The sequence below is a fragment of the Streptomyces sp. CNQ329 genome (assembly GCF_000482585.1).
The window spans coordinates 1-24,378 of the sequence record NZ_AXVU01000021.1; the positions used below are offsets into that span (position 1 = coordinate 1).

General features: G+C 75.9%; 14 protein-coding genes. 9 read left to right on the forward strand and 5 right to left on the reverse strand.

All coding sequences use genetic code 11. The annotated features are described in order from the left end of the window. Positions 1–66: 66 nt before the first annotated feature. The 6 genes from I003_RS32340 (at position 67) to I003_RS0115985 (ending at position 17,078) form a co-directional block, all read left to right on the forward strand. On the forward strand, positions 67–7,518 hold the full coding sequence (locus tag I003_RS32340) for an SDR family NAD(P)-dependent oxidoreductase (protein WP_486584243.1): 7,452 nt from the start codon (positions 67–69) through the stop codon (positions 7,516–7,518). Between the two features lie 8 nt (positions 7,519–7,526). Next, positions 7,527–13,163 carry a type I polyketide synthase gene (locus I003_RS0115965; protein ID WP_027772439.1) on the forward strand — a complete coding sequence of 1,879 codons (5,637 nt, stop codon included), beginning with the start codon at positions 7,527–7,529 and terminating at the stop codon, positions 13,161–13,163. Continuing rightward, positions 13,156–14,694 (forward strand): FAD-dependent monooxygenase, encoded by a 1,539-nt coding sequence (locus tag I003_RS32345; RefSeq protein WP_051368270.1) that lies wholly within the window; start codon positions 13,156–13,158, stop codon positions 14,692–14,694. Before I003_RS0115965 ends, I003_RS32345 begins: the two co-directional genes overlap by 8 nt. A 268-nt stretch (positions 14,695–14,962) precedes the next feature. Beyond that, the gene (locus I003_RS0115975) at positions 14,963–15,538 is read left to right on the forward strand and encodes a TerD family protein (RefSeq protein ID WP_027772440.1); all 576 of its coding nucleotides are present in this window, start codon (positions 14,963–14,965) and stop codon (positions 15,536–15,538) included. Positions 15,539–15,759: 221 nt separating this feature from the next. After that, positions 15,760–16,644 carry a hypothetical protein gene (locus tag I003_RS0115980; protein WP_027772441.1) on the forward strand — a complete coding sequence of 295 codons (885 nt, stop codon included), beginning with the start codon at positions 15,760–15,762 and terminating at the stop codon, positions 16,642–16,644. Positions 16,645–16,733: 89 nt separating this feature from the next. After that, entirely contained in the window at positions 16,734–17,078 is a 345-nt protein-coding gene (locus tag I003_RS0115985; RefSeq protein ID WP_027772442.1) for a rhodanese-like domain-containing protein, read from the forward strand. Positions 17,079–17,100: 22 nt separating this feature from the next. Here I003_RS0115985 and I003_RS0115990 read toward each other — a convergent pair whose 3' ends face one another. The 5 genes from I003_RS0115990 to paaA all read right to left on the reverse strand — a co-directional run bounded on the left by I003_RS0115990 (position 17,101) and on the right by paaA (position 21,236). Next, positions 17,101–18,198 (reverse strand): 2Fe-2S iron-sulfur cluster-binding protein, encoded by a 1,098-nt coding sequence (locus I003_RS0115990; protein ID WP_027772443.1) that lies wholly within the window; start codon positions 18,196–18,198, stop codon positions 17,101–17,103. After that, positions 18,195–18,917: a PaaD-like zinc ribbon domain-containing protein gene (locus I003_RS0115995; RefSeq protein ID WP_037720956.1), complete on the reverse strand. Its 723-nt coding sequence runs from the start codon at positions 18,915–18,917 to the stop codon at positions 18,195–18,197. Before I003_RS0115995 ends, I003_RS0115990 begins: the two co-directional genes overlap by 4 nt. Continuing rightward, positions 18,911–19,666 carry a 1,2-phenylacetyl-CoA epoxidase subunit PaaC gene (paaC, locus tag I003_RS0116000; RefSeq protein WP_027772445.1) on the reverse strand — a complete coding sequence of 252 codons (756 nt, stop codon included), beginning with the start codon at positions 19,664–19,666 and terminating at the stop codon, positions 18,911–18,913. The genes I003_RS0115995 and paaC overlap by 7 nt, the downstream gene beginning before the upstream one ends. Beyond that, positions 19,663–19,929, reverse strand: coding sequence for a 1,2-phenylacetyl-CoA epoxidase subunit PaaB (paaB, locus tag I003_RS0116005; protein ID WP_027772446.1), 267 nt, complete (start codon positions 19,927–19,929; stop codon positions 19,663–19,665). Before paaB ends, paaC begins: the two co-directional genes overlap by 4 nt. Positions 19,930–20,189: 260 nt before the next feature. Then, positions 20,190–21,236 carry a 1,2-phenylacetyl-CoA epoxidase subunit PaaA gene (paaA, locus tag I003_RS0116010; RefSeq protein WP_027772447.1) on the reverse strand — a complete coding sequence of 349 codons (1,047 nt, stop codon included), beginning with the start codon at positions 21,234–21,236 and terminating at the stop codon, positions 20,190–20,192. 161 nt (positions 21,237–21,397) lie between these two features. Between paaA and I003_RS0116015 the strand changes: the two genes are divergently transcribed. The 3 genes from I003_RS0116015 (at position 21,398) to I003_RS0116025 (ending at position 24,371) form a co-directional block, all read left to right on the forward strand. Continuing rightward, the gene (locus I003_RS0116015) at positions 21,398–22,186 is read left to right on the forward strand and encodes a DUF5819 family protein (protein WP_027772448.1); all 789 of its coding nucleotides are present in this window, start codon (positions 21,398–21,400) and stop codon (positions 22,184–22,186) included. Then, complete coding sequence (locus tag I003_RS0116020) at positions 22,183–23,535, forward strand: HTTM domain-containing protein (protein WP_027772449.1); 1,353 nt, start codon at positions 22,183–22,185, stop codon at positions 23,533–23,535. Before I003_RS0116015 ends, I003_RS0116020 begins: the two co-directional genes overlap by 4 nt. Before the next feature lie 71 nt (positions 23,536–23,606). Further along, a complete protein-coding gene (locus tag I003_RS0116025; protein WP_027772450.1) occupies positions 23,607–24,371 on the forward strand; it encodes a TrmH family RNA methyltransferase in 765 nt (254 codons plus the stop codon). Positions 24,372–24,378: the final 7 nt, after the last annotated feature.

Consider the following 24,378-nt stretch of genomic DNA (forward strand, 5'->3'; position numbering starts at 1 on the left):
CCGCCGCGGATTCCTCTGGCGGGTGACGCGGGGCGGCTGGTGGATCCGGAGTACTGGGTGCGTCAGGTGCGTGAGCCGGTCCGGTTCGCCGACGCCGTCGATGCCCTGCGTGCCGAGGGCGTGACCACGTACGTCGAGGTGGGCCCCGACGCGGCACTGACCACCCTCGCCACCGAATGCCTCGACGGCACCCCGCACCTCGCGGTGCCCCTCCAGCGGCGTACCCGCGACCAGCGCCACACCCTCCTCACCGCCGTGGCCACCCTCCACACCCACCACGCCGCCACCCCCGACTGGCCCGCCCTCCTCCCCGACGCCCGCCTCACCGACCTGCCCACCTACCCCTTCCAGCGGCAGCGCCACTGGCTCGCCCCCGCCGCTTCGACCGGCGACGTCACCCACGCCGGCCTCGGCCCCACCGAACACCCCCTCCTCGGCGCGGTCGTCGAACTCGCCGACGCCACCGCCGACGGCCTCGTCCTCACCGGCCGGCTCTCCCTCCACACGCACCCCTGGCTCGCCGACCACGCCGTGTCCGGCTCGGTGCTCCTCCCCGGCACGGCGCTGGTCGAGCTGGCGCTGCACGCCGCGCAGCAGCTCGGCGGCGGCCACGTCGACGAGTTGACCCTCGCCGTCCCCCTGCGCGTCCCGGCGACCGGCGCCCTCGACATCCAGGTGGCCGTGGGCGCGGGTGACGCGGACGGCCGCCGGCCCGTCAGCGTCCACTCCCGTCCCGCCGGTGACGCGGACGCCCCGCCGTGGACCCGCCACGCCGAGGGAACGCTCGTCCCCACCGCCGAGGCCCACTCCGAGCCCTCAGCCGGCACCGCATGGCCGCCGCCCGACGCCCACGCCCTGCACCTGACCGACGCCTACCGCTCACTGACCGAGCGCGGCTACCACTACGGGCCCACCTTCCGCGCGCTCCGGCACCTGTGGCGGGCAGCCGACGGTGACGAGCTGTACGCCGACGTCACCCTGCCCGACGACGCCGCAGCCGACGCCGACGCCTTCGGCATCCACCCCGCCCTCTTCGACGCCGCCCTGCACGCCCTCGTCCTCGCCGCCGGGACCGAAAAGGCGGACGCCGCCGACGAGGCCGTCCGGCTCCCCTTCGCCTGGGCGGGCGTGCGCCTGCACGCCACCGGCGCCACCACCCTGCGCGTACGCCTCACCCCCGCCGGCCCCGACACGGTCACCCTGCACGCCGTCGACCCGGCGGGGCAGCCGGTTCTTTCCGTGGACCGGCTGACGCTGCGGGCTGTCGCGCCCGACGACGGGGCCGCGGCCCCGGCCGGCGACATGCTGTTCCGCCGGGAGTGGGTCCCGCTGCCGGACATCCCGCGTGCGGAGGCGGGCCGTTGGGCCGCTCTGCGCGCAGCGCCCTGGGCGGGCTTCGAGGGGCCCGTCTTCGCCGGCCCCGACGAGCTGGCCGCCGCCGTGGCGGCCGGCGGGACCGAACCGCCCGACGCGGTCTTCGCGCCCCTCGCCCCCGCCCGCGACGCGGAGCCCGAGGCGGCGGAGACGATCCACGCGGCCTGTGCGGAGGCCCTGTCCCTCGTCCGGTCCTGGGTGGCGGACGACCGGCTCGCCCCCGCCCGGCTCGTGCTGGTGAGCGCCGGGGGCGCGGTGCCGGAGCTGGTGCGGGCGCCGGTTCAGGCCCTCGTGCGGGTCGCGGAGTCGGAGCACCCGGGCCGCTTCGTCCTCCTGGATCTGCAGTCGGACCCCGCCCCGGACCCTCTCCCGACCCCGAAGGCCGCCGCGGCGGCACTGGCCGCCGGAGAGCCGCAGGTGGGGCTCCGCAACGGCCGGCTGTCCGCCCCCCGCCTGACCCGCCACCGCCCGGAACCCGGCTCCGGCTCCGACCCGTCGGCCGCCGCCTGGGCCGCCGACCCCGACGGCACCGTCCTCGTCACGGGCACCGGCACCCTGGCCGCCCTGGTCGCCAGGCACCTCGTCTCCCACCACGGCGTCCGCCACCTCCACCTCGTCTCCCGCCGGGGCGACCGGGCACCCCACGCCGCCCGGCTCCGCACCGAACTCACGTCTCTGGGCGCCGCCACCGTCACCGTCACCGCCTGCGACCTGACCGATCCGCAGGCCGCCCGCGCGCTGATCGACGGCCTCGACCCCGGCCACCCGCTCCGCGCCGTCGTCCACACCGCCGGGGTCCTCGACGACGCGCCGGTCACCGCCCTCACGCCGGAACGCCTGCGCGCGGTCCTCGCCCCGAAAGTCGACGCGACCCTCCACCTCCACCGGGCGACCGCTCACCTCCCGGACGTCGCGTTCGTTCTCTTCTCCTCCACGACCGCCACCCTGGCCACCCCCGGCCAGGCCAACTACGCCGCCGCCAACGCCTTCCTCGACGCCCTCGCCCAGCACCGGCCCCGTACCCGCTCCATCGGCTGGGGCCTGTGGGCGGAGACGAGTGGCATCACCGCCCACCTGACGGAGGCGGACCTCGCGCGGATGGCGCGGCTCGGCCTGCTGCCGTTGGAGACACCACAGGCCCTCGCCCTCTTCGACGCCGCGACCCGCGACGCGGCGCCCGGTCTCGCCGCCGTACGGTTCGAGCCCGCCGCGCTCCGCGCCCGCGCCGCGGACGGGACGCTGCCCCCGCCGCTCCGCGCCCTCGTCCCCGCCGCCACCGCACCGCGCCGCGCCCGGCGGTCGTCGGGCGGCACCTCGGCCGTGCCGCTCGCCGACCGGCTCGCCGGACTCGGCCCGAAGGAGCGGAAGGCGGCCCTGCTCGACCTCGTGGCGGGCGAGGTCGCCGCCGTGCTCGGCCATCCGCGCACCACCCCGATCGAGCCGACCCGCGGCTTCAAGGACCTCGGCTTCGACTCGCTGACGGCCGTGCAGTTGCGCAACCGCCTCGCCGACACCGTCGGCCGGCGCCTGCCCGCCACCCTCGTCTTCGACTACCCGGACCCGCTGGCCCTCGCCGACCACCTGGGCACCCAACTCCTCGGCGACCGGGCCGAGTCCGCGCCCACCGCGGCACCGCCCGCCACGGCCGTCGAGAACGAGCCGATCGCCATCGTCGGCATGGCCTGCCGCTACCCCGGCGGCGTCACCTCCCCGGCGGAGCTGTGGCAGCTCGTCGCCACCGGCCGCGACGCCGTGACCCCCTTCCCCACCAACCGCGGCTGGGGCCTGCACACCCTCTTCCACCCCGACCCCGACCACCCCGGCACCAGCTACGCGCGACACGGCGGATTCCTGCACGACGCGGGCGACTTCGACGCGGACTTCTTCGGGATCTCGCCGCGGGAGGCGCTGGCGATGGATCCGCAGCAGCGGTTGCTGCTGGAGACGAGCTGGGAGGCGTTCGAGCGGGCCGGCATCGACCCGTCGGCGGTGCGCGGCAGCCGCACCGGCGTCTTCACGGGGCTGATGTACCACGACTACGCCGCCTGGCTCCCGGAGCTGCCGGACGAGGTCGCGGGCTACGTGGGCACGGGCAACACCGGCAGCGTGGCGTCGGGTCGGGTGTCGTATGCGTTCGGTCTTGAGGGGCCGGCGGTGACGGTGGATACGGCGTGTTCGTCGTCGTTGGTGGCGTTGCATCTGGCGGCGCAGTCGTTGCGGTCGGGTGAGTGTGAGGTGGCGCTCGCGGGTGGTGTGACGGTGATGGCGAGTCCGGGGACGTTTGTGGAGTTCAGTCGTCAGCGTGGGCTGGCGCCGGACGGCCGGTGCAAGTCGTTTGCGGCGGGTGCGGATGGTACGGGGTGGGCTGAGGGTGTCGGGGTGCTGGTGGTCGAGCGGTTGTCCGTTGCCCGCCGCCATGGGCATCGGGTGCTGGCGGTGGTGCGCGGTTCGGCGGTGAATCAGGACGGGGCGAGCAACGGGCTGACCGCGCCGAACGGGCCGTCGCAGCAGCGGGTCATCCGCGCGGCGCTCGACAACGCCGGGCTGACCCCGGAAGACATCGACGCCGTGGAGGCGCACGGCACCGGCACGGAGCTGGGCGACCCGATCGAGGCGGAGGCGCTGCTGGCGACCTACGGCCAGGGGCGGGCCGAGGACCGGCCGCTGTGGCTGGGGTCGATCAAGTCGAACATCGGGCACGCCCAGGCGGCGGCGGGAGTCGCGGGGATCATCAAGATGGTCGAAGCCATGCGGCACGGGGAGTTGCCCGCGACCCTGCACGCGGAGGAGCCGACGCCCCACGTGGACTGGGAGTCCGGCGCCGTACGCCTGCTGACCGAGCCCCGTCCGTGGCCGGAAGCGGAGCGGGCGCGCCGCGTCGCGGTTTCGTCGTTCGGCATCAGCGGCACCAACGCGCACGTGATCCTCGAACAGGCCCCGGACGCCCCCGGGGCCCGGGAGTCGTCACCTCCGCCGGCGCTGCTGTGGCCGCTGTCGGCGAAGTCGCCGGCCGCGCTGGCGGCCCAGGCCGCCCGGCTCGTACGCCATCTGGACGCCGAGCCGGATCTTCACTCCGCCGACGTCGCCGCCACGCTGGCGAGGGCCCGGGCCGACCACCGGCACCGCGCCGTGGTCCTCGACGGCGACCGCGCCGCCCTGGCCGCGCTGGCGGAGGGCGCAACCCACCCCCACCTCGTCACCGGTCCGGCCGCCGGCCCCGAGTCGGGCAGGCTGGCGTTCCTCTTCTCCGGTCAGGGCAGTCAGTTCCCGGGGATGGGGCGGGAGTTGTATGACGCGTTTCCCGCGTTCGCCGCGGCGCTGGACGAGGTCACGGCCGCTGTGGACCCGCATGTGGATCGTCCGCTGCGTGAGGTGATGTTCGCGGGGGAGGCGGAGGTGCTGGGCCGGACCCGGTATGCCCAGCCCGCGTTGTTCGCGCTGGAGGTCGCTCTCTTCCGGCTGCTTGAGCACTGGGGTATCTCCCCGGACTGTCTGGCGGGTCATTCCGTGGGGGAGGTGGCCGCGGCGCACTGTGCGGGTGTCCTTGATCTCGCGGATGCCGCGTTGCTGGTGGCCACCCGGGCTCGCCTGATGCAGGAGATGCCGGCGACCGGCGTGATGATCTCTGTGCAGGCGTCCGAGGAAGAGGTTGCACCGCTTCTGACCGAGGGCGTGGCGATCGCCGCTTTCAACAGTCCTGTCTCCACGGTCGTTTCGGGTGAGGCGGGGGCGGCTCGGGCGGTGGCGGAGGGTTTCCGGTCGCGTGAGCTGCATGTCAGCCATGCGTTTCACTCGCCGCACATGGACGGGATGCTGGATCCGTTCCGCGAGGTCGTCCGCACGCTCACCTTCCACCCGCCGCGGATTCCTCTGGCGGGTGACGCGGAGCGGCTGGTGGATCCGGAGTACTGGGTGCGTCAGGTGCGTGAGCCGGTCCGGTTCGCCGACGCGGTCGATGCGCTGCGTGCAGCCGGTGTGACCACGTACGCCGAAATCGGCCCCGACGCCGCACTCACCACCCTCGCCACCGAATGCCTCGACGGCACCCCGCACCTGGCGGTGCCCCTCCAGCGGCGTACCCGCGATCAGCGCCACACCCTCCTCACCGCCCTGGCCACCCTCCACACCCACCACGCCGCCACCCCCGACTGGCCCGCCGTCCTCCCCGACGCGCCCCTCGCCGACCTGCCCACCTACCCCTTCCAGCGGCAGCACCACTGGCTCACCCCACCCGAGACCGCGACGACGCGCGCCGCCCTCGACTCGTGGCGCTACACCCTCACCTGGCAGCCTCACGACCCCCCGCCCTCACCCGCTCCCGCCCTCACCGGCACCTGGCTGCTCCTCACCCCCGCCGGCGCCGCCCCGCCCGCCGACCTCGTCGCCGCTCTCGACGGCGCCGGCGCGTCCACCACCACCGACCCCGGCCACCCCGGCGTCACCGCCGTCCTCAACCTCGACCCCGACCCGTCCTCCGCCCTCCGCCTCCTCCACCGCCCGCAGTTCGCCGCCGCGCCGCAGTGGACCCTCACCACCCACGCCGTCCACACCGGACCCCACGACCCGCCCCCGGACCCGGACCAGGCACGGACCTGGGGGCTCGGCCGGGTGGCCGCGCTCGAACACCCCGAGCGCTTCGCCGGGCTCGTCGACCTGCCCCGCGCGCCCCGCCCCGTCCACTACGCCCGGCTCGTCCGGCACCTCGCCACCGCTGACCACACCCACGAGGCCCAGCTCGCCGTGCGTGACGACGCCGCGTACGTTCCGCGCCTCACCCGCGCACCGCACGCCGGCCCACCCCCCGCCGCGTACCACTTCCGCGACACCTCTCTCGTCACCGGCGGCACGACCGGCATGGGACTGCTCGTCGCCCGCCATCTCGCCCGTGCCGGAGCCGACCACCTGCTGCTCACCCGCGCCCCCGACGGCGGCCCGGACCAGGAACCAGGCGCGTCGACCGCGGGCCTCACCGCCGAGCTGACCGCCGCGGGCGCCGGTGTCGTCACCGTCGTCGACACCGACCTCCGCGACCGCGACGCCGTACGCGCTCTCCTCGCCTCCGTGCCTCCCGACCGGCCGCTCACCACCATCATCCACACCGCCGAGGCCGACACCTGGTCCCCGCTGGCCGATCTGACCCCCGACGACCTCGCCGACGTCCTGTCCGTACGCGCCGGAGGCGCCGGGCTGCTGCATGAGCTGACCCTCGAACGCGGCCTGGCCCCGGACGCGTTCGTCCTCTTCTCCTCCGTCGCCGGCGTGTGGGGGAGCGCGGGGCAGGGCGCGCACGCCGCCGGGGTGGCGTATCTGGACGCGCTCGCGCACGCCCGGCGTGCGGCCGGGCTGGCGGCCACGTCGATCGCCTGGGGGCCGTGGGCGGACGTGTCCGTCGGCGTGCCGGACGGCGCCGTCGATGCGGACCGGCAGGCGCAGCTCGCGCGGCGCGGGCTCGGCGGGCTGCCGGCCGGGCCGGCCCTCGCCGCGCTGCAGCAGGCGCTCGACCACGACGAGACCTTCGTCGCCGTCGCGGACGTCGACTGGGCGCGCCTCGCGCCGGTGTTCGCCTCCATACGCCCCAGCCCTCTCCTCTTCTCCCTGCCCGAGGCGGCCGGGGCCCTGGGGCGGGGAGACGACGACGCCGGGAGCGGCGCAGAGGCGGCCGGTGACGCCGGCGCCTCCGCGTTCGCGACGCGCCTGGCCGCGCTGGACCCGGACGAACGCGCGGCGGAGGTGCTCGCCCTGGTGCGTACGGCCGCCGCCGAGGTGCTCGGCCATCCCGGGGCGGCGGCGGTGGACCCGTCCCGGCCGTTCCAGGACCTCGGTTTCGACTCGCTCGCCGCCGTGTCGCTGCGCAACCGGCTCGGCGAGGCGGCCGGCCTGACGCTGCCGTCGACCCTCGTCTTCGACCATCCGACACCGGCTGCGGTCGCGGAGTTCCTGACCGGCGAACTGCTGGGCACGGCCGGGGCCGAGGCGCCGGAGACCGCGTACGGGCCCACGGACCACGGGCTCGCGGGCTACGACGCCGCGTACGCCTCGCGACCGGAGGTCGCGAGGGCCGTGGCCGGGTTCACCGACGACGAGTTGTTCGCGTTCATCGACGAGCGGCTGGGCGCCTTCGGGTCCGGCCGCGGCCACCACTGAGGACCGCCATGGCGAATACGGCCAACGAGGCGCGCCTCCGGGACTACCTGGAGCGCGTGACCGTCGACCTGCACGAGGCGCTGCGCCGGCTGCACCGGGCCGACCTGCGCGAGCGCGAGCCCGTCGCCGTCGTCGGCATGGCCTGCCGCTTCCCCGGCGGCGTCGCGACGCCGCGGGAGCTGTGGGAGCTGCTGGCCGCGGGGCGGGACGCCATCGGCGGCTTCCCCGCGGACCGCGGCTGGGACCTGGACGGGCTCTACCACCCGGACCCCGACCACCCGGGCACCAGCTACGTCCGGCACGGCGGTTTCCTGTACGACGCGGGCGACTTCGACGCCGAGTTCTTCGGCATCTCGCCGCGCGAGGCCCTCGCGATGGACCCGCAGCAGCGGCTGGCGCTGGAGACCGCGTGGGAGGCGGTCGAGCGGGCGGGCGTCGACGTGTCCGCCCTCGCGGGCAGCCGGACCGGCGTCTTCGTCGGGACCAGCGGCCAGGACTACGGGATGCTCACGACGACGACCGCCGACCGCGTCGAGGGCTACGTGATGACGGGCAACGCCGCCAGCGTGCTGTCCGGGCGGCTGTCGTACACCCTGGGCCTGGAGGGCCCGGCGCTGACGGTGGACACCGCCTGTTCGTCGTCGCTGGTGAGCACGCACGTCGCCGTGGGGTCGCTGCGCGCGGGGGAGTGCGACCTGGCGCTCGCGGGCGGGGTGACGGTGCTGGCCACGCCCGCCGGGTTCGTGGAGTTCAGCCGGCAGCGGGGGCTGGCGCCGGACGGGCGCTGCAAGTCGTTCGCGGCGGCGGCGGACGGCACCGCGTGGGGCGAGGGCGTGGGGATGCTGCTGCTGGAGCGGCTGTCCGACGCGCGCCGGAACGGCCACCCGGTGCTCGCGGTGATCCGCGGCTCGGCCGTCAACCAGGACGGCGCGAGCAACGGCCTGTCCGCCCCCAACGGGCCGTCGCAGCAGCGCGTCATCCGCGCCGCCCTCGCCGCCGCCGGGCTGGCGCCCGAGGACGTCGACGCCGTGGAGGCGCACGGCACGGGCACCCGGCTCGGCGACCCGATCGAGGCGCAGGCGCTGCTCGCCGCGTACGGCCGCGGGCGGTCGGCGGAACGGCCGCTGTGGCTCGGCTCGTTGAAGTCGAACTTCGGCCACACGGCGGCGGCGGCCGGGGTCGCGGGGATCATCAAGATGGTCCTGTCGCTGCGGCACGGGCAGTTGCCCGCCACCCTCCACGTGGACGAGCCGACGCCGCACGTCGACTGGACGACGGGGCACGTACGGCTGCTGACGGAACGTACGGACTGGGCGGCGGCGGACCGGCCGCGGCGGGCGGGGGTGTCGGCGTTCGGGGTCAGCGGCACCAATGCGCACCTGATCGTGGAGGAGGCTCCTCAGGCGCCCGACGCGTCGGAGGCGCAGGATCCCGGCGGCGGCGCTACGGGCGGGAAGGCCCCGCTGGTGATCGGCACCGGCACCGGCACCGGACCCGCGGTGCCGTGGCCGCTGTCGGCCCGTACCGAGGACGATCTCCGCGCCCAGGCCGCCCGCCTGCACGACCACCTCGGTTCGGGAACCCCGGTGCTGGACACCGGGTTCACCCTGGCCGCGGGCCGGCGCTCGTTCCCGCACCGGGCGGTGGTGACCGCCGCCGACGCGGACGGCTTCGCGCAGGGACTGCGGGCCCTGGCCGAGGGGCGGTCGGCGGCGGGCGTGGTACGGGGACGGGCGAACGGGCCGGGCGCGGCCCCGGAGGGCGGCGGCGCCGCCCCGGGGCCGGTGTTCCTCTTCGGCGGCGGCGGGTCGCACTGGGCCGGGATGGGCCGCGAACTCCTCGACGCCTCCCCGGTGTTCGCCGCGCACATCGCCGCCTGCGAAGAGGCACTGGCCCCGCACGTCGACTGGTCGCTGCGCGACGTCCTCCGGCACGCCGAGGGCCCCGAGCTGGAGCGCGCCGACGTCGTCCAGCCCGCGCAGTGGGCCGTCGCCGTGGCGCTCGCCGAGCTGTGGCAGGCGTGCGGCGTGCGCCCCGCGACCGTCGTGGGCCACTCGCAGGGCGAGATCGCCGCGGCCGTCGTGGCGGGCGGGCTCTCCCTCGCCGACGGCGCCGCCGTCATCGCCCACCGCGGCGCCGTGCTGCACACTCTCGCCGGGCAGGGCGGCATGGCCGTCGTACCGCTGCCCGAGGACGACGCCGCCGGCCGGCTCGCGCCCTACGCCGACCGGCTCACGGTCGCGGCCGTCAACGGACCGGCGGGTGTCGTGGTCTCCGGCGAGAATGCGGCGCTGGACGAGCTGCTGGCGGTCCTCGGCAAGGAGGAGGTCGACGCCCGCAGGGTCCGGGTGGACTTCGCCGCGCACTCGCCGCAGATCGAGCCGCTGCGCGCCGGACTCCTCGCGGGCTGGCGGGACATCCGGCCGCGGCGGGGGCGGGTGCGGTTCGTCTCGACGGTCACCGGCCGGCCCTTCGACACCGCCGGACTCGACGCCGGCTACTGGTACCGCAACGCGCGCGGCACCGTCCGCTTCGGGGCCGCCGTCGCAAGCCTGGCGGGGGCGGGGCACCGGGCGTTCATCGAGGTGGGCGCCCATCCGGTGCTCACGGGGGCGGTGCAGGACGTCCTCGACGCGGAGGGCGCGGAGGCCGGCTCGGCGGTGCTCGGCTCGCTGCGGCGGGACGACGGCGGCGCCGGCCGGTTCGTCACCGCGCTGGGAGAGGCGTACGCGGCCGGGCTGCCGGTCGCGTGGCCGGAGCTGTTCGCCGGCACCGGCGCCCGCCGCCGCGAGCTGCCCACCTACCCCTTCCGGCGCGAGCGGTTCTGGCTCGCCCCGGCCGCGAAGGGCACGGGGGGCACCGGGCCGGACGACTGGTTCTGGGACCACGTGCGGCAGCGGGACTCCCGGACCCTGGGCCAGGCCGTGGGCGTGGAGCCCGCAGCACTCGACACCGTGCTGCCGGCGCTCGCCGACTGGCGCGCCCGGGGGGAGGAGAGCGCCGCCCGGGACCGGCTGCGCTACCGGGTGGTGTGGCGCGCGGCGGCCCGGCCGGGAGACGCGGCGCGTCTCGACGGCGACTGGCTGGTCGTCGCCCCCGCCGACGCGGGCGCCGAAGCCGACGCCGCCGTACGGGCGTTGACCGCACGCGGCGCGCGCTGCCGCCCGCTGCGGGTCGACACCGCCACCGCCACGCGCGCGTCGCTGGCCGGACGGCTGCGCGAAGCGGCCCCGGCGGGCGCGGCGGGCGTGCTCTCGCTGCTGGCCCTCGACGGGCCGGGTCCGCCCGGCGACCGGATCCTCACCCCCGGCATGGCCGCCACCCTGGCGCTGGCGCAGGGCGCCGCCGACGCCGCGCTCGACGCCCCGCTGTGGGTGGTGACCAGGGGCGCCGTCGCCGTCGATGCGGAGCACGAGGCCCCGGAGCCGGACCAGGCCGCGGTCTGGGGGCTCGGCCGGGCGGTCGCCCACGAGCACCCGGGGCGGTGGGGCGGCCTCGTGGACCTGCCGAAGGCGGACGAGCCGCAGACGGACGAGCCGCGGGAGGCCCCGGCGAGCGAGGACATCCCCCGGGACGTCCCGCCGCAGCGGTGTCTGCCCCGCGAAGACGGGCCGCCGGACGGCCCCTGGGCCGGTCTGGCCGAGGCCCTCACCCTCGCCGCCGCCGACGGCACGCGCCGCGAGGACGAGGTGGCCGTACGCCCCGAAGGCACCTTCCTCCGCCGCCTCGTCCGCGCCCGCCCCGCGGGCCGCGCGACCCCCGGCTGGCAGCCCCACGGCACCGTGCTCGTGGCCGGCCCGGACGACGGCCCGCGCGCCGACGCCGCGCGCCTGCTCGCGGCCGGCGGAGCGGCGCACGTGCTGCTCGCCGGCGGCACCCGGGCCCGTACGGACGCGGAGGCCGCGGAGCTGACGGCCGCCGGGATCCCGGCCACGGCCCTCGACCCCCGCCCGGACCTCGACGCCGCCCTGGCGGACCTGCCGCCCGACCGGCCGCTCACCGCCGTCGTCCACACCGGCACGGCGCCCGGGGACATGCCGGTCGACCGGCTCACCCCCGACCGGCTTGCCGCGGGCCTCGCGGCGACCGAGGAGGCCGGCGCGCTGCTGGCGCAGCTTCAGGGCCGGCCGCTGGAGGCGCTGGTGTGCTTCTCCTCCGTCGCCGCGACCTTCGGAGGCGCCGGCCAGGGGGCGTACGCGGCCTGCTGCGCGCGCCTGGAAGCGCGGGCCGAAGGGCTGCGGACGGCCCTCGGTCTGCCGGTGGCGTCCGTCGCCTGGGGCCCGTGGAGCGGGACCGGCGGACCGGAGGAGCAGCGGTTCGCCCGCGCCGGTCTCGGGCAGCTCGGCCCCGCGGAGATGCTGCACGGGATGCGGTGGGCCGTGGCCGGGGGCGGGGCGGGGGACGACGGGGTCGCGGTGGTCGCGGACGTCGACTGGGAGCGGTTCGCCGCCGCCTACGGCGCGGCCCGCCCCGGCGCGCTCCTCGCCGAGCTGGCCCCCGGCTCGCCCGTACGCACCGCAGGACCGGCCGGGGACGGCGCCGGGCCGGCGCCGCGGCGGCTGGCGGACGCCACCGGCGAGGAGCTGCGCGGGCTGCTGGCCGAGCTGGTCAGGACCGAGGTCGCGGCCGTGCTCGGCCACGCCGACCCCGCGGCGCTGCCCGACCGGGGACTGCTGGAGCTGGGCTTCGACTCGCTCACCACCGTCGAACTCCGCAACCGGCTCAACACCGCCACCGGCGCCCGCCTCCCGGCGGCCGTCCTCACCCGGAACCCCGACCTGGCCGCGCTCACGGAGCAGTTGTACGCCGAGCTGTCCCCCGCACTTGGGACGCCCGGTTCGTCCGACACGGGCGGCGGCTTCCTGCCCGCGATGTTCCGCAACGCGCTGGCGCAGGGCCGGTCGCGGGAGTTCGTCGACCTGCTGGGCCAGGCGGCTTCGTTCCGTACCACGTTCACCGGCCCGGACGATCCCGGCGCGCTCCCCGCGCCCGTCGCCCTCACCACCGAGGGCGCCGGCCCGCGGCTGCTCGCGCTGCCCAGCGCGCTGGCGGCGTCCGGGCCCCACCAGTTCGCGCGGCTCGCCGCCGCGCTGCGCGGCGACGGCCACCGGGTGACCGCGCTGCCCCTGCCCGGCTTCCGCGCGGACGAACCGCTGCCCGCGAGCCTGCCGGCGCTGCTCGACGCCCTGGCCGCCGCCGCCTCGCAGGCCGCGGACGACGCGCCGTTCGCCCTCGTCGGGTACTCCTCCGGCGGGCTGCTCGGGCACGCGGTGGCGGAGCGGCTGGGGGCCACGGCCGTGGTGCTGCTCGACAGCCGGCCGCTGACCGCGTACAGCCCGGCCGACCATCCGGAGCTGCTCGACGGCGTCGCCGCGCGGATGGACGTCATCGACGACACCCGCCTCACCGCAATGGGCCGCTACCTGGAACTCCTGCACACCCTGCACCCCCAGCCCACCGAAGTCCCCACCCTGCTGGCCGCCGCGGAGCGGCCGATCCCGGCCCGGCCCGTGCCGTGGCCGCTGCCGCACACCGAGGTCGTCGTGCCGGGCGATCACTTCACTCTCATCGAGGACCACGCCGCGACGACCGCCGCCGCCGTGAGCGCATGGCTGAGCAACGTCTGGAGAACGAACCATGAGTAACGACCAGGACCACAGCCGGGACCGCACGACGGAATCCGGCCCGGTCGTCGTGGTCGGCGCCGGCCCCTGCGGGCTGGTGATCGCCTGCGAGCTGCTGCGGCTCGGCGTCCCGACCCGGCTGCTGGAGGCCGACACCGAACCGCACACCGGCTCCCGCGCCGTCCTGCTGTGGCCGCCCACGCTCGACGTACTCGACGGCCTCGGCATGCTCGACGACGCGCTGGCGCGCGGCGTGCGCCCCGCCGCCCTCGCGTACCACATGCCCGACGGCAAGACGCTGCGCGTCGCGCTGGGCGAGGCGAACGAACCGCTGGTGCTGCCGCAGCAGGAGACCACCCAACTCCTGCTGGGCGTACTGGAGAAGCTCGGCGGCCGGGTCGAGTACGGGGTCCGCGTCAGCGACGTCAGCACCGGGGACGACGCGGTCACGCTGCGCACCGAGGGCCCGGACGGCGCGACGGAAACCGTCACGGCCCCCTGGCTGGTCGGCGCCGACGGCGTCGGCAGCACGGTGCGCCAGGCGCTGGGCGTCCCGTTCGAGGGCGGCAGCGTGCCGATGACGTTCGTCCTGGCCGAGGGGGAGGTGACCGGCGACTTCGGCCGGGACGCGGTGCAGTACTTCCTCGGCCACAAGGGTGCCGTACTCCTGTCCCCGCTGCCGGGCGGGCTGGTCCGTATCTCCGGCCCGGTCGCGCCCGACATGCCGATGACGCGGGAGGCGGTGCAGCAGATGCTCGACGAACGCGCCCCCGCCGGCCTGCGTTATGTCTCCGCCACCTCCATCGACTCCTTCACCAGTCAGGAGCGCATCGCGAAGACCCTGCGCTCCGGCCGCGCGTTCCTCGCCGGCGACGCCGCCCACGTCCACTCCGTCGTCGGCGGGCAGGGCCTCAACCTCGGCATCCAGGACGGCCGCAATCTGGCGTGGAAGCTGGCCGGGGTGATCCACGGCACCCTGTCCCCCGCGGTGCTCGACAGCTACACCGCCGAGCGGCGGGCCGTCGCCGAGCAGGTCGTCCAGACGACGGGCCGCATGATCCGGCAGGCCGCCGCCGGGCCCTTCGCCTCCCGCGTACGGAACGGCGTCTGGGCCCTGATGCAGGCCACCGGCACCCTGCGCCGCTGGTACGCGCCCATGCTGGCCGGCCGGCTGACCCGCTACCCCGACGTGCTCTTCGGCGCCCCCGCGCCCAAGCCGCCCCGCGGGCTGCCGGCCCCCGGCAGCCGGACGCCCGCCTGGGTCCCGGCGGCGGACCCCGGGCAGGACGGTTTCCGGCTGCTCACCCTGGGGCCCGCCGGCGCCTCTCCCCTGCGGCCGGCCGCCGAGTCCCTGGCCGCCGGTCACCCGGACGTCCTCACCCACGACCACCTCACCCACCGCAAGGCGGGCTGGCTGCTGCTGCGCCCGGACGGATTCGTCGCCGCGGCCGGCCGCTCCGCCGCGCAGCTCGCCGCGGTCGAGTCGCTTCTCGCCCGGGTCCTCGCCGACCGGGGCGTGGCATCGGAAAGCGCTGGTCAGGCAGACGACTGACCGGACCGTGGCACCACCGGCCCCGGTCCTCGGACGGGGCCGGATGTTTCACGTGAAACGCCCGGACGGGGTAACGCCCCGCCCGGGGGGTTCCGGGCTGATCGGCGAAGGTGGTAGACCCGAGGGCACGAGGTCCGATTCGTCGCCGTACGCTGGCGGGAACCGAGGTCCCGGGGTGCTCGTTGCACCCGGTGGGTGCCGCGGTCAGCCGGGCCCGGCAATGTTCGTCAAGCGGCGCGGCCCGCGCCGGATTGGGGCAGGGTAAGTCATGGGTGTCAGCCTCGCTAAGGGTGGAAACGTCTCGCTGACGAAGGAGGCGCCGGGGCTCACGGCCGTCGTCGTCGGCCTCGGCTGGGACGTGCGGACCACCACCGGCTCGGACTTCGACCTCGACGCCAGCGCGCTGCTGCTCGGCGCCGACGGGAAGGTCCTTTCTGACCAGCACTTCATCTTCTTCAACAACCTCAAGAGCCCCGACGGTTCCGTCGAGCACACCGGTGACAACCTCACCGGTGAGGGCGAGGGCGACGACGAGCAGGTGAAGGTGAACCTCGCGGGCGTGCCCGCCGAGATCGACAAGATCACCTTCCCGGTGTCGATCTACGAGGCGGAGAGCCGCCAGCAGAGCTTCGGCCAGGTGCGCAACGCGTTCATCCGCGTCGTCAACCAGGCCGACAACAATGAGATCGCCCGCTACGACCTCAGCGAGGACGCCTCGACCGAGACCGCCATGGTCTTCGGCGAGCTGTACCGCAACGGGGCCGAGTGGAAGTTCCGTGCCGTGGGCCAGGGGTACGCCTCGGGGCTGCGCGGCATCGCGCAGGACTTCGGCGTCAACGTCTGAGTCAGCAACCGAGCCGGTAACGGCTCGTGAGGCGGCGGATCGACGGGCCCCCGGGCCCGTGGTCCGCCCGCCCTGCCCGGTCGGCGGACCGGCGACGGCCGAGCCGTCGCCGGTCCCGTCGTTTTCGCGGCCGGCGGTGGCGGGGGCACGGTCCGTAGGCGGCGGCCACTCCTGGCGGAACCGGCCGTCCCCACCCGGGGCCCACCCCGTACGCTGGCGGGGTGACGGAACCCGCGGAATCCGACGAGCAGACGCCCCCCGACGACGAGCACGCGCGTGCCGACGGGTCCGCCGCCGAGAGCGGCGAGCGCTCCGCGGGCGCGGGCGACGACAGCGGCGCCGAGCGGCTGGAGCGCGCCGTACGGGCCGCGGAGCAAGCACTCATCGAGTTCGAGGTGGCCGTCGAGACCTTCCGTATCGAGGTCGACAACTTCTCCCGCCTGCACCACCAGCGCCTCGGCCCCATGTACAGCCGCCTCGACGAGCTGGACGCCCTCATCGCCGAGGCCCGCGCCGAGCGGACCGGTGACCCGGAGGACAAGCGCAGGGCCGACGAGGCGCGGGCGCTGGTGATGCCGATGCCCGGCGTCGAGGAGCTGTTCGGCGGCTGGCTCGACTCCGACGGGCTCTCGCCGGAGGCGGCCGACATGCTCACCGGCCGGCCGGTGTCGCCGCCGCCGCGGGTGCGGCCCAGCGAGGAGGCCCGCCGCATCTACCGCGAGCTGGCCCGCATGGCGCACCCCGATCTCGCCCAGGACGAGCACGAGTCGGACCGGCGCAGCGCGTTCATCGCCCGCGTGAACACCGCGTACGCCTCCGGGGACGTCGAGGCGCTGACCGCGCTCAAGGCGGAGTGGGAGGCCGGGCCCGTGCCCGAGGAGCCCCGGCGCAGCCGTACCGAGGAGCTGTACGCGCGGCTGGAGTGGCTGGCTCAGCGCAAGGAGCTGCTGGTGTCGGTCGCCAAGCAGTTGGAGGAGGGCGCGATCGGGCAGATGCTGAAGCTGGCGCCCGACGACCCGGACCGGCTGCTGGAGGAGATCGCCGAAGAGCTGCTCGCGCGGGTGGCCGAGAAGGAGTCGACTCTCGCGGAGCTGGCCCGCGGCTGAGGCGCGGGCAGCCGGACGGGGACGAGGGGGACGGCCGGGACGGGCGGCGGCGCGGAGCCGGCCGGCGGCGGTCAGGTAGCGTCGTCGGTATGAGCTTTGGTCACGTACCCACGGTCGGCGTCGACGAGGTCGCGCAGGCCGACTTCCTGCTGGACGTCCGCGAGGACGACGAGTGGCAGGCCGGCCACGCCGAGGGCGCCCTGCATGTCCCGATGAGCCAGTTCGCCGCGCGCTACGGCGAGGTGACCGAGGCGGCGCCGCAGGACGGCCGGATCAACGTGATCTGCCGCTCCGGCGGGCGCTCGGCGCAGGTGGCGATGTACCTCGTGCAGCAGGGGATGGACGCGGTGAACGTCGCCGGGGGCATGGAGGCGTGGGCCGCGGCCGGCCGGCCGGTCGTGGACGACAAGGGCGCCCCGGGATACGTGCTCTGACCCGCCCGCGGCCCGCCCCGGGTCAGCGGTCGAAGTCCACCTCCACCTGCTCCGTCACCGGGTGCGACTGGCACGCCAGCACGTATCCGGCCGCCAGCTCGTCCGGCTCCAGCGCGTAGCTGCGGTCCATCCGGACCTCGCCGCGCACGAGGAACGCCCGGCACGTGCCGCAGACGCCGCCGCGGCAGGCGTACGGGGCGTCCGGCCGGGCCCGGAGCACGGCGTCGAGCAGCTTCTCGCCCGGCCGCAGCGGCCACGTGCCCGAGCGGCCCGCGAGGGTGGCGGTCAGCGTGCTGTGCTCGGGAGTGGCGCCCGCGGGCGCGGGGGGCGGGACGTCGTCGACGTGGAAGATCTCCTCGTGGATCCGGCGACGGGGCACGCCGAGGGCGCGCAGCCCCCGCTCCGCCTGCTGGATGAGGCCGAAGGGCCCGCACAGGAACCAGCCCTCGACCTCGGCGACCGGCAGCAGCGCGGGCAGCAGCTCCGCCAGCCGCGCCGCGTCCAGCCGCCCGGCGGGCAGCCCGGCCTGCTGCTCCTCGCGGCTGAGCGACTGCACGACCTGGAGCCGGTCGGGATAGCGGTCCTTGAGGTCGGCGACCTCCTCCAGGAACATCGCCGAGTCGGTCGACCTGTCGCTGCGGACGAGACAGAAGCGGGCCCGCGGGTCGCGCCCGAGGAGGGTCGCGGCGATCGAGAGCACCGGCGTGATGCCGCTGCCGCCGACCACCGCGCCGTAGCGCCCGCCGGGGACGGGGGTGCCGCGCAGCCCGAAGCGGCCGGCGGGGGTGAGCACGGGCAGGGTCTCCCCCGGCGCGAGCCGCCGGTTGACGTACGGCGAGCAGGCGCCGTCGGCGACCTCGCGGACGCCGACGGTCAGCTCGGCGGGCTCGGGGTCCTCGGGGGAGCAGATCGAGTATGTCCGCCGGTCGCTGGCGCCGCCGTCGGTGCCGGTGGGGATCCGCAGGGCGAGGTGCTGCCCGGCCCGGAAGCCGTACGCGGCGCGCAGCTCCGGCGGGACGGCGAAGGTGACGGCGACGGCGTCATCCGTGAGGCGGCGGATGTCGGCGACCTTGAGGTCGTGGAAGACGGCGTGGCCCCGGGGTGCGGCGGCGGAGGTCACGTCAGCTCCTTGAAGTGGTCGAAGGGCTCCAGACAGGCGGTGCAGCGGCGGAGGGCCTTGCAGGCGGTGGAGGAGAAGGGGGACAGCAACTCGGTCTCGGCGGACCCGCAGTGGGGACACCGGACGCCTGCCGCGGGCGCGGCGGGGCCGCGGGCGCCGGGAGCGCCGGATGGTGCGGTGGCGGCGGAGGGCCGGGCCGGGTCGGCGGCTCGGCTGCCGGAGGCGTCCACGGCGGACAGCGGCCCGGCCGGTCCGGCCGCTCCGGCGGGCACGGCGGTCTCCGGCGCCGCGGCGGGGCCCCGGGGGCTGAGCGTGACCGGGACCGGCCCGGCGGGGCGGGACGTACGGGGCGGGGCGATGCCCGACTCCGCCAGCTTGCGGCGGCCCTCCGCCGTGATGTCGTCCGTCGTCCACGGGGGCGCCAGCACGCGCCGCACGCGCACCTCCGCCATGCCGCCGCGCTCGCGCAGCACCCGCTCGATGTCCTCGGCCATGGACTCCACCGCCGGGCAGCCCGTGTACGTCGGCGTCAGCTCGACCTCCACCGCCGACTTCCCGGTCCTGCGCACGCCGCGGACCACACCCAGCTCCGCGAGCGTCAGCATCGGCAGCTCCGGGTCGGGCACGCTGCCGGCCAGCTCCCGCAACCGCTCCTCCAGCGGCGTGCCCGCGGGGGCGGCCTCCGGAGCCTCCGCCGGGGTGTCCGCGTCCGTCACCATGACGCCCCCGGGTGGCTGCGGTGCAGATGCTGCATCTCCGCGAGCATCCGGCCGAACGGCTCCGTGTGCACGCCCTCCCGCCCGCCGCCGGCCGACCAGCCCGTGCCGCGCGGGCCCTCGGGCAGCGTGAGCGTCGCACGCCGGAGCACGTCCCCCACGGTCTCCAGCCAGGCCGTCTCCAGCCCGGCCCAGTCCACCGCGAGGCCCTCGACGGGCCGGAACAGCTCGCCGGTGTACCGCCAGAGCGCGTCGAGGCCGGCCCGCATGCGGGCATGGGAGGTCTCGGTGCCGTCGCCGAGACGCAGGGTCCACTGCTCGGCGTGGTCGCGGTGGTACGCGACCTCCTTGACCGCCTTCGCCGCGAGCGGCGCCAGCGGCGAGGCGTCGCCGCCCGCGGCCATCTGCCCGTACAGCAGCTCCTGGTAGACGGAGAAGTACAACTGGCGGGCGATCGTGTGCGCGAAGTCGCCGTTCGGCTGCTCGACCAACTGGACGTTGCGGAAGGCACGTTCCTCGCGGAGGAACGCCAGCTCGTCCTCGTCGCCGGCGAGGGACAGCAGCGTGCGCGCCTGACCGAGCAGGTCGAGCGCGATGTTCGCGAGGGCGACCTCCTCCTCCAGGACCGGCGCATGGCCCGTCCACTCCGTGAGCCGGTGGGACAGGACGAGCGCGTCGTCCCCCAGCTCCAGCGCGCCCGCGGCCGTCGCGGCGGCCGGGTCGGCGGTGGCCGGGTCGGGGGCGGTGCTCACAGGTTCCGCACCCCTTCCGGCAGCTCGTAGAACGTGGGGTGGCGGTACGGCTTGTCGGCGGCGGGCGCGAAGAACGGGTCCTTCTCGTCGGGCGAGGAGGCGGTGACCGCCGAGGACGGCACGACCCACACCGAGACACCCTCCTGGCGGCGCGTGTACAGATCGCGGGCGTTGCGCAGGGCCATGGCGGCGTCGGGGGCGTGCAGCGAGCCGGCGTGCACGTGCGACAGGCCGCGCCTGCTGCGGACGAACACCTCCCACAGCGGCCAGTCCCCCGCCGCGGCACCTTCGCCGGCGCCGCTCCGGGCGTCCTCCCCGCCCGTACGCCCCGCGGCCACACCGGGCCCCGCGGCAGGGCCGGGGTCCGCACCCGGCCCGGCGCCGACGGGGTCCGCGCCTGCGGCCTGCACCGCGCCGTGAAAGTCCGTTCCCGTGCCCGGCTCGGTGGCGCCGGGGCTCGCACCCGACTCCGTGCCTGCACCGGGGACCCGCCCGGCGCCCGCACCCGGCCCCACGACCGCGCTCACGCCGCCGCCTTCCCGCGCTCCGCGGCACGCGGGCCCCGCTTCGCGGCGTACGCCGCGGCGGCGTCGCGCACCCACGCGCCGTCCTCGTGCGCCTGTCGTCTGCGGCCGATCCGCTGCTCGTTGCACGGCCCGTTCCCCCGCAGGACCTCCTTGAACTCCGACCAGTCGATGGCGCCGAAGTCGTGCTGACCCCGCTCCTCGTTCCACCGCAGGTCCGGGTCGGGGAGCGTCAGGCCCAGGATCTCCGCCTGCGGGACGCAGATGTCGACGAAGCGCTGGCGCAGCTCGTCGTTCGAGTGGCGCTTGATCTTCCAGGCCATGGACTGCGCCGAGTGCGCCGACTCGTCGTCGGGCGGGCCGAACATCATCAGCGACGGCCACCACCAGCGGTCGACGGCGTCCTGCGCCATCGCATGCTGCTCGGGGGTGCCGTGCGCGAGGGTGTGCAGCAGCTCGTACCCCTGGCGCTGGTGGAAGGACTCCTCTTTGCAGATGCGGACCATCGCGCGCGCGTACGGGCCGTAGGAGCAGCGGCACAGCGGCACCTGGTTGATGATCGCGGCGCCGTCCACGAGCCAGCCGATGGCGCCGACGTCGGCCCAGGTGAGGGTGGGGTAGTTGAAGATCGAGGAGTACTTCTGGCGGCCGGCGTGCAGCTTGTCCAGCAGCTCGTCCCGGCCGGTGCCCAGGGTTTCGGCGGCGCTGTACAGATACAGGCCGTGGCCCGCCTCGTCCTGCACCTTGGCCAGAAGGATGGCCTTGCGGCGAAGGGAGGGGGCGCGCGTCAGCCAGTTCGCCTCCGGCTGCATGCCGATGATCTCGGAGTGCGCGTGCTGGGCGATCTGGCGCACGAGCGTCGCGCGATAGGCGTCGGGCATCCAGTCGCGCGGCTCGATGCGCTCGTCCGCGGCGATCTTCGCCTCGAACGCCGCCTCGGGCGCCGCCGCCCGCGGTGGGGCGTCGGGTGCCCCCGTGCCCGTACGAGGTCCGGAGCCGGGCTCGGCTCCGGACCGGCTGCCTCTTTCGGTGATCGTCTCCGGCATCTCGGCTCCCGCATCCCCTACCGACCGATCGTTCGGTTCCATGCTCCTTGCCCACCCGTACCCTGTCAAGGTCGGTTTCTGCCCCCGCGCGCTGCGCGGAGGGGGTCGGGGTGGGTAGCGTGCCGGTCCTAAGGACCGGAGGAGACGGGAGCCCGGGGGTTATGGAATCGCGCCAGCCGGACGAGAGCCGCGCCGGCATACCCGACGACGGGGGCGTCGCGGGGGCGGAGCCGGGGCCGGCGGAGCAGGAGCCGGCAGCGGCACCTGAGCCGGCGGCGCCGGGGCAGGCGCCCGGCATCGCCGGGCTGTCGCCGTTCTCGCGGATCGTCATCGCGCTGGCCATCGCGGTGCTCGTCGGCCTCGTCACCGTGCACCTGGGCGCCGGCTTCCTGCACGTCGCGCCGGCCAACACGCTCAGCAAGAAGCACGACGAGACGATCGACCGCATCGTCTTCCCCGAGTTCGAGCAGAACTGGCGGCTGTTCGCGCCCAACCCGCTGCAGACCAACATCCACGTCGAGGTGCGCGCCCAGGTGGAGATGCCCGACGGCGACACCGAGGAGACCGGCTGGGTCGACCTCACCGCCATGGACCACGAGAACATCCGGGGGAACCCGGCTCCCAGCCATACCGAGCAGAACGAGCTGCGCCGCGGCTGGGACTACTGGACCGACACCCACGACGAGGACAACCGCGCCATATCCGACCGCGCCGACCTCGCCGAGGACTACGTCAAGCGCATCGTGATGCGGCGCCTGGGGCCCGTGCTGAACGACGGCCGGGTCGAGCGGATCCAGCTCCGCCAGGCCAGCCGCCGGATCGCCCCGCCGCCGTGGAGCGCCGAGCAGTGGGACACCGCCCCGGTCTACCGCGAGCTGCCCTGGTGGATCATCACGGGGGAGGACCTGATGGAGAGCGACCGTGAGGTGTGGGAGGAGAGCGCCCAGTGACCTCGGCACCGCACCCGCCCCACGCGCCTCACCCGTCCTACACCCCGCCTTCGCCCCCCGCGCCCCCGAAGGTGCCCTCAGCGCGCGAGCTGCGGCACCGCTTCGAGGGCGCCCTCACCCGCGGCCTGGGGCACGTCACGATGCGGGCGCTCGGCCCGTACCAGACGGCCGTCGTGCGCATCGGCTTCGCGTTCACCTGGCTCTGCTTCCTGCTGCGCGAACTGCCCCACCGGCACGAGCTGTACGGTCCCGACGGGCCGTGGAGCTACGACCTCGGCAAGCGGCTGCTCGCCGAGACCGACGCGTTCACGCTGCTGATGTGGTCGCGCAGCGAGTTCTGGTTCGAGACCGTCTATCTGCTCGCCGTGGCCGCCAGTGTGATGCTGCTGCTGGGGTGGCGGACGCGGACCGCGTCCGTGCTGTTCATGGTGGGCGTGCTGTCGCTGCAGAACCGCAGCATCTTCATGGGCGACGGCGGCGACAACGTCATCCACCTCATGGCCACGTACCTGGTGGTCACGCGCTGCGGCCAGGTGTGGTCCCTGGACGCCCGCCGCGCGCGGCAGGCGGAGCGCGCGGTGGCGGAGCCCGGCGCGGCGCCGCCGCCGGACCGGGTGGGCGCGGTGCTGTGGGCGGTGACCGGCGTCGCGCTGGCCGTCGTGACCGTGCTGGGACACCTGACCTGGGGCTGGGCGCTGATCTTCTGGGGGCTGTGGGTCGCGCACGCGGTGTGGTGGTCGGCGCTCCGCGCCAGGTCCGCCGAGCCGCGGACGGTCTGCGACGTGCTGGCGAACCTCGTGCACAACGCCGGGCTGCTCGTGATCTTGGCGCAGGTCTGCTTCATCTACGCGACCGCCGGCTGGTACAAGGTCCAGGGCACCCGCTGGCAGGACGGCACCGCCGTCTACTACCCGCTCAAGCTGGACTACTTCACGCCCTGGCCCGGGCTCGCGGACATGATGGCGGGCAGCGGGACCCTGATCATGCTGCTCGGCTACGGGACCGTCATCGTGCAGGTCGCCTTCCCGTTCACGCTCTTCAACCGTCGACTGAAGAACGTGCTGCTGACCATCATGATCATCGACCACGCGTCGATCGCCGTGATCATGGGTCTGCCGTTCTTCTCGGCGGCGATGATCTCGGCGGACCTGGTGTTCCTGCCGACGATCTTCCTGGTCTGGGTGGGTGCGAGGGCCACCGGCCTGAAGAACCTGCTGCTCGGGCGGCTGCCGGGCACGGCCCCGCCGGTCGGCCGGGAGCCCGGGCGGCCGGAGGCCGGAACGCCGGACCCGGCGATCCCGGCGCAGGCGGGCGCGGCTGAGGCGCACGCGGACGCCCGCCGGGCCTGACGGGCCCGGGCCCGCCCGCGCGCGGCAGGACCGCCGGCCGGCCGTCCGCCCGGGACGCGTAGGCTCGGCGCATGAGCGGTGACGTCGTACGGCAGTGGCGCGAGGCCGCCGCGGACGACGGCGCCGTCCTGCTCGACGGCTTCCACGCGCTCAAGCACGCCCTGCGCTTCGGTGCCCGCGTACGGGTCGCCGTCACCGCCTCGCGCGCCGGTACCCGGGCGCTGGCCGGCGAACTGGCCCCCGACCTCGCCGGCCGTCTCGACGCCCTGCTCGCCGAGCTGCCCGACCGCGAGCTGCGCGAGCTGGTACCCCGGCGGCACCCCACCGGCGTCGCCGCCCTGGCCGACCGGCCGGAATCGGCCGCCGTCCGCGCCGCGCTGCGTGCCCCCCGCGCCGCGCCGGTGGTCGTCCTCGACAACCCGCGCAACCTCGGCAACGTGGGCGCCGTCGTCCGCCTCGCCGCCGGCATGGGCGTCACCGGCGTCGTCACCACCGGTGACGCCGACCCCTGGCACCCCCACGCGGTCCGCGGCGCCGCCGGGCTGCACTACGCCACCGCCGTCGCCCGCCTTCCGCTCGGCGACCTCTCCGATGCCGCACCCGGCCCGCTCTACGCCCTCGACCCCGCCGGGGACGACCTGCGCGCGCTGCGGTTGCCGGACGACGCGCTCCTCGCCTTCGGCTCGGAGCGGCACGGCCTCTCCCCGGCCCTGCGGGCGCGCGCCGACCGGCTCGTCTCACTGCCGATGCGTCCCCAGGTCTCCAGCTACAACCTCGCCACCAGCGTGGCGATGGCGCTCTACCACTGGTCCCTCGGCGGCGGTCCGAACGGCTGACCGCCGC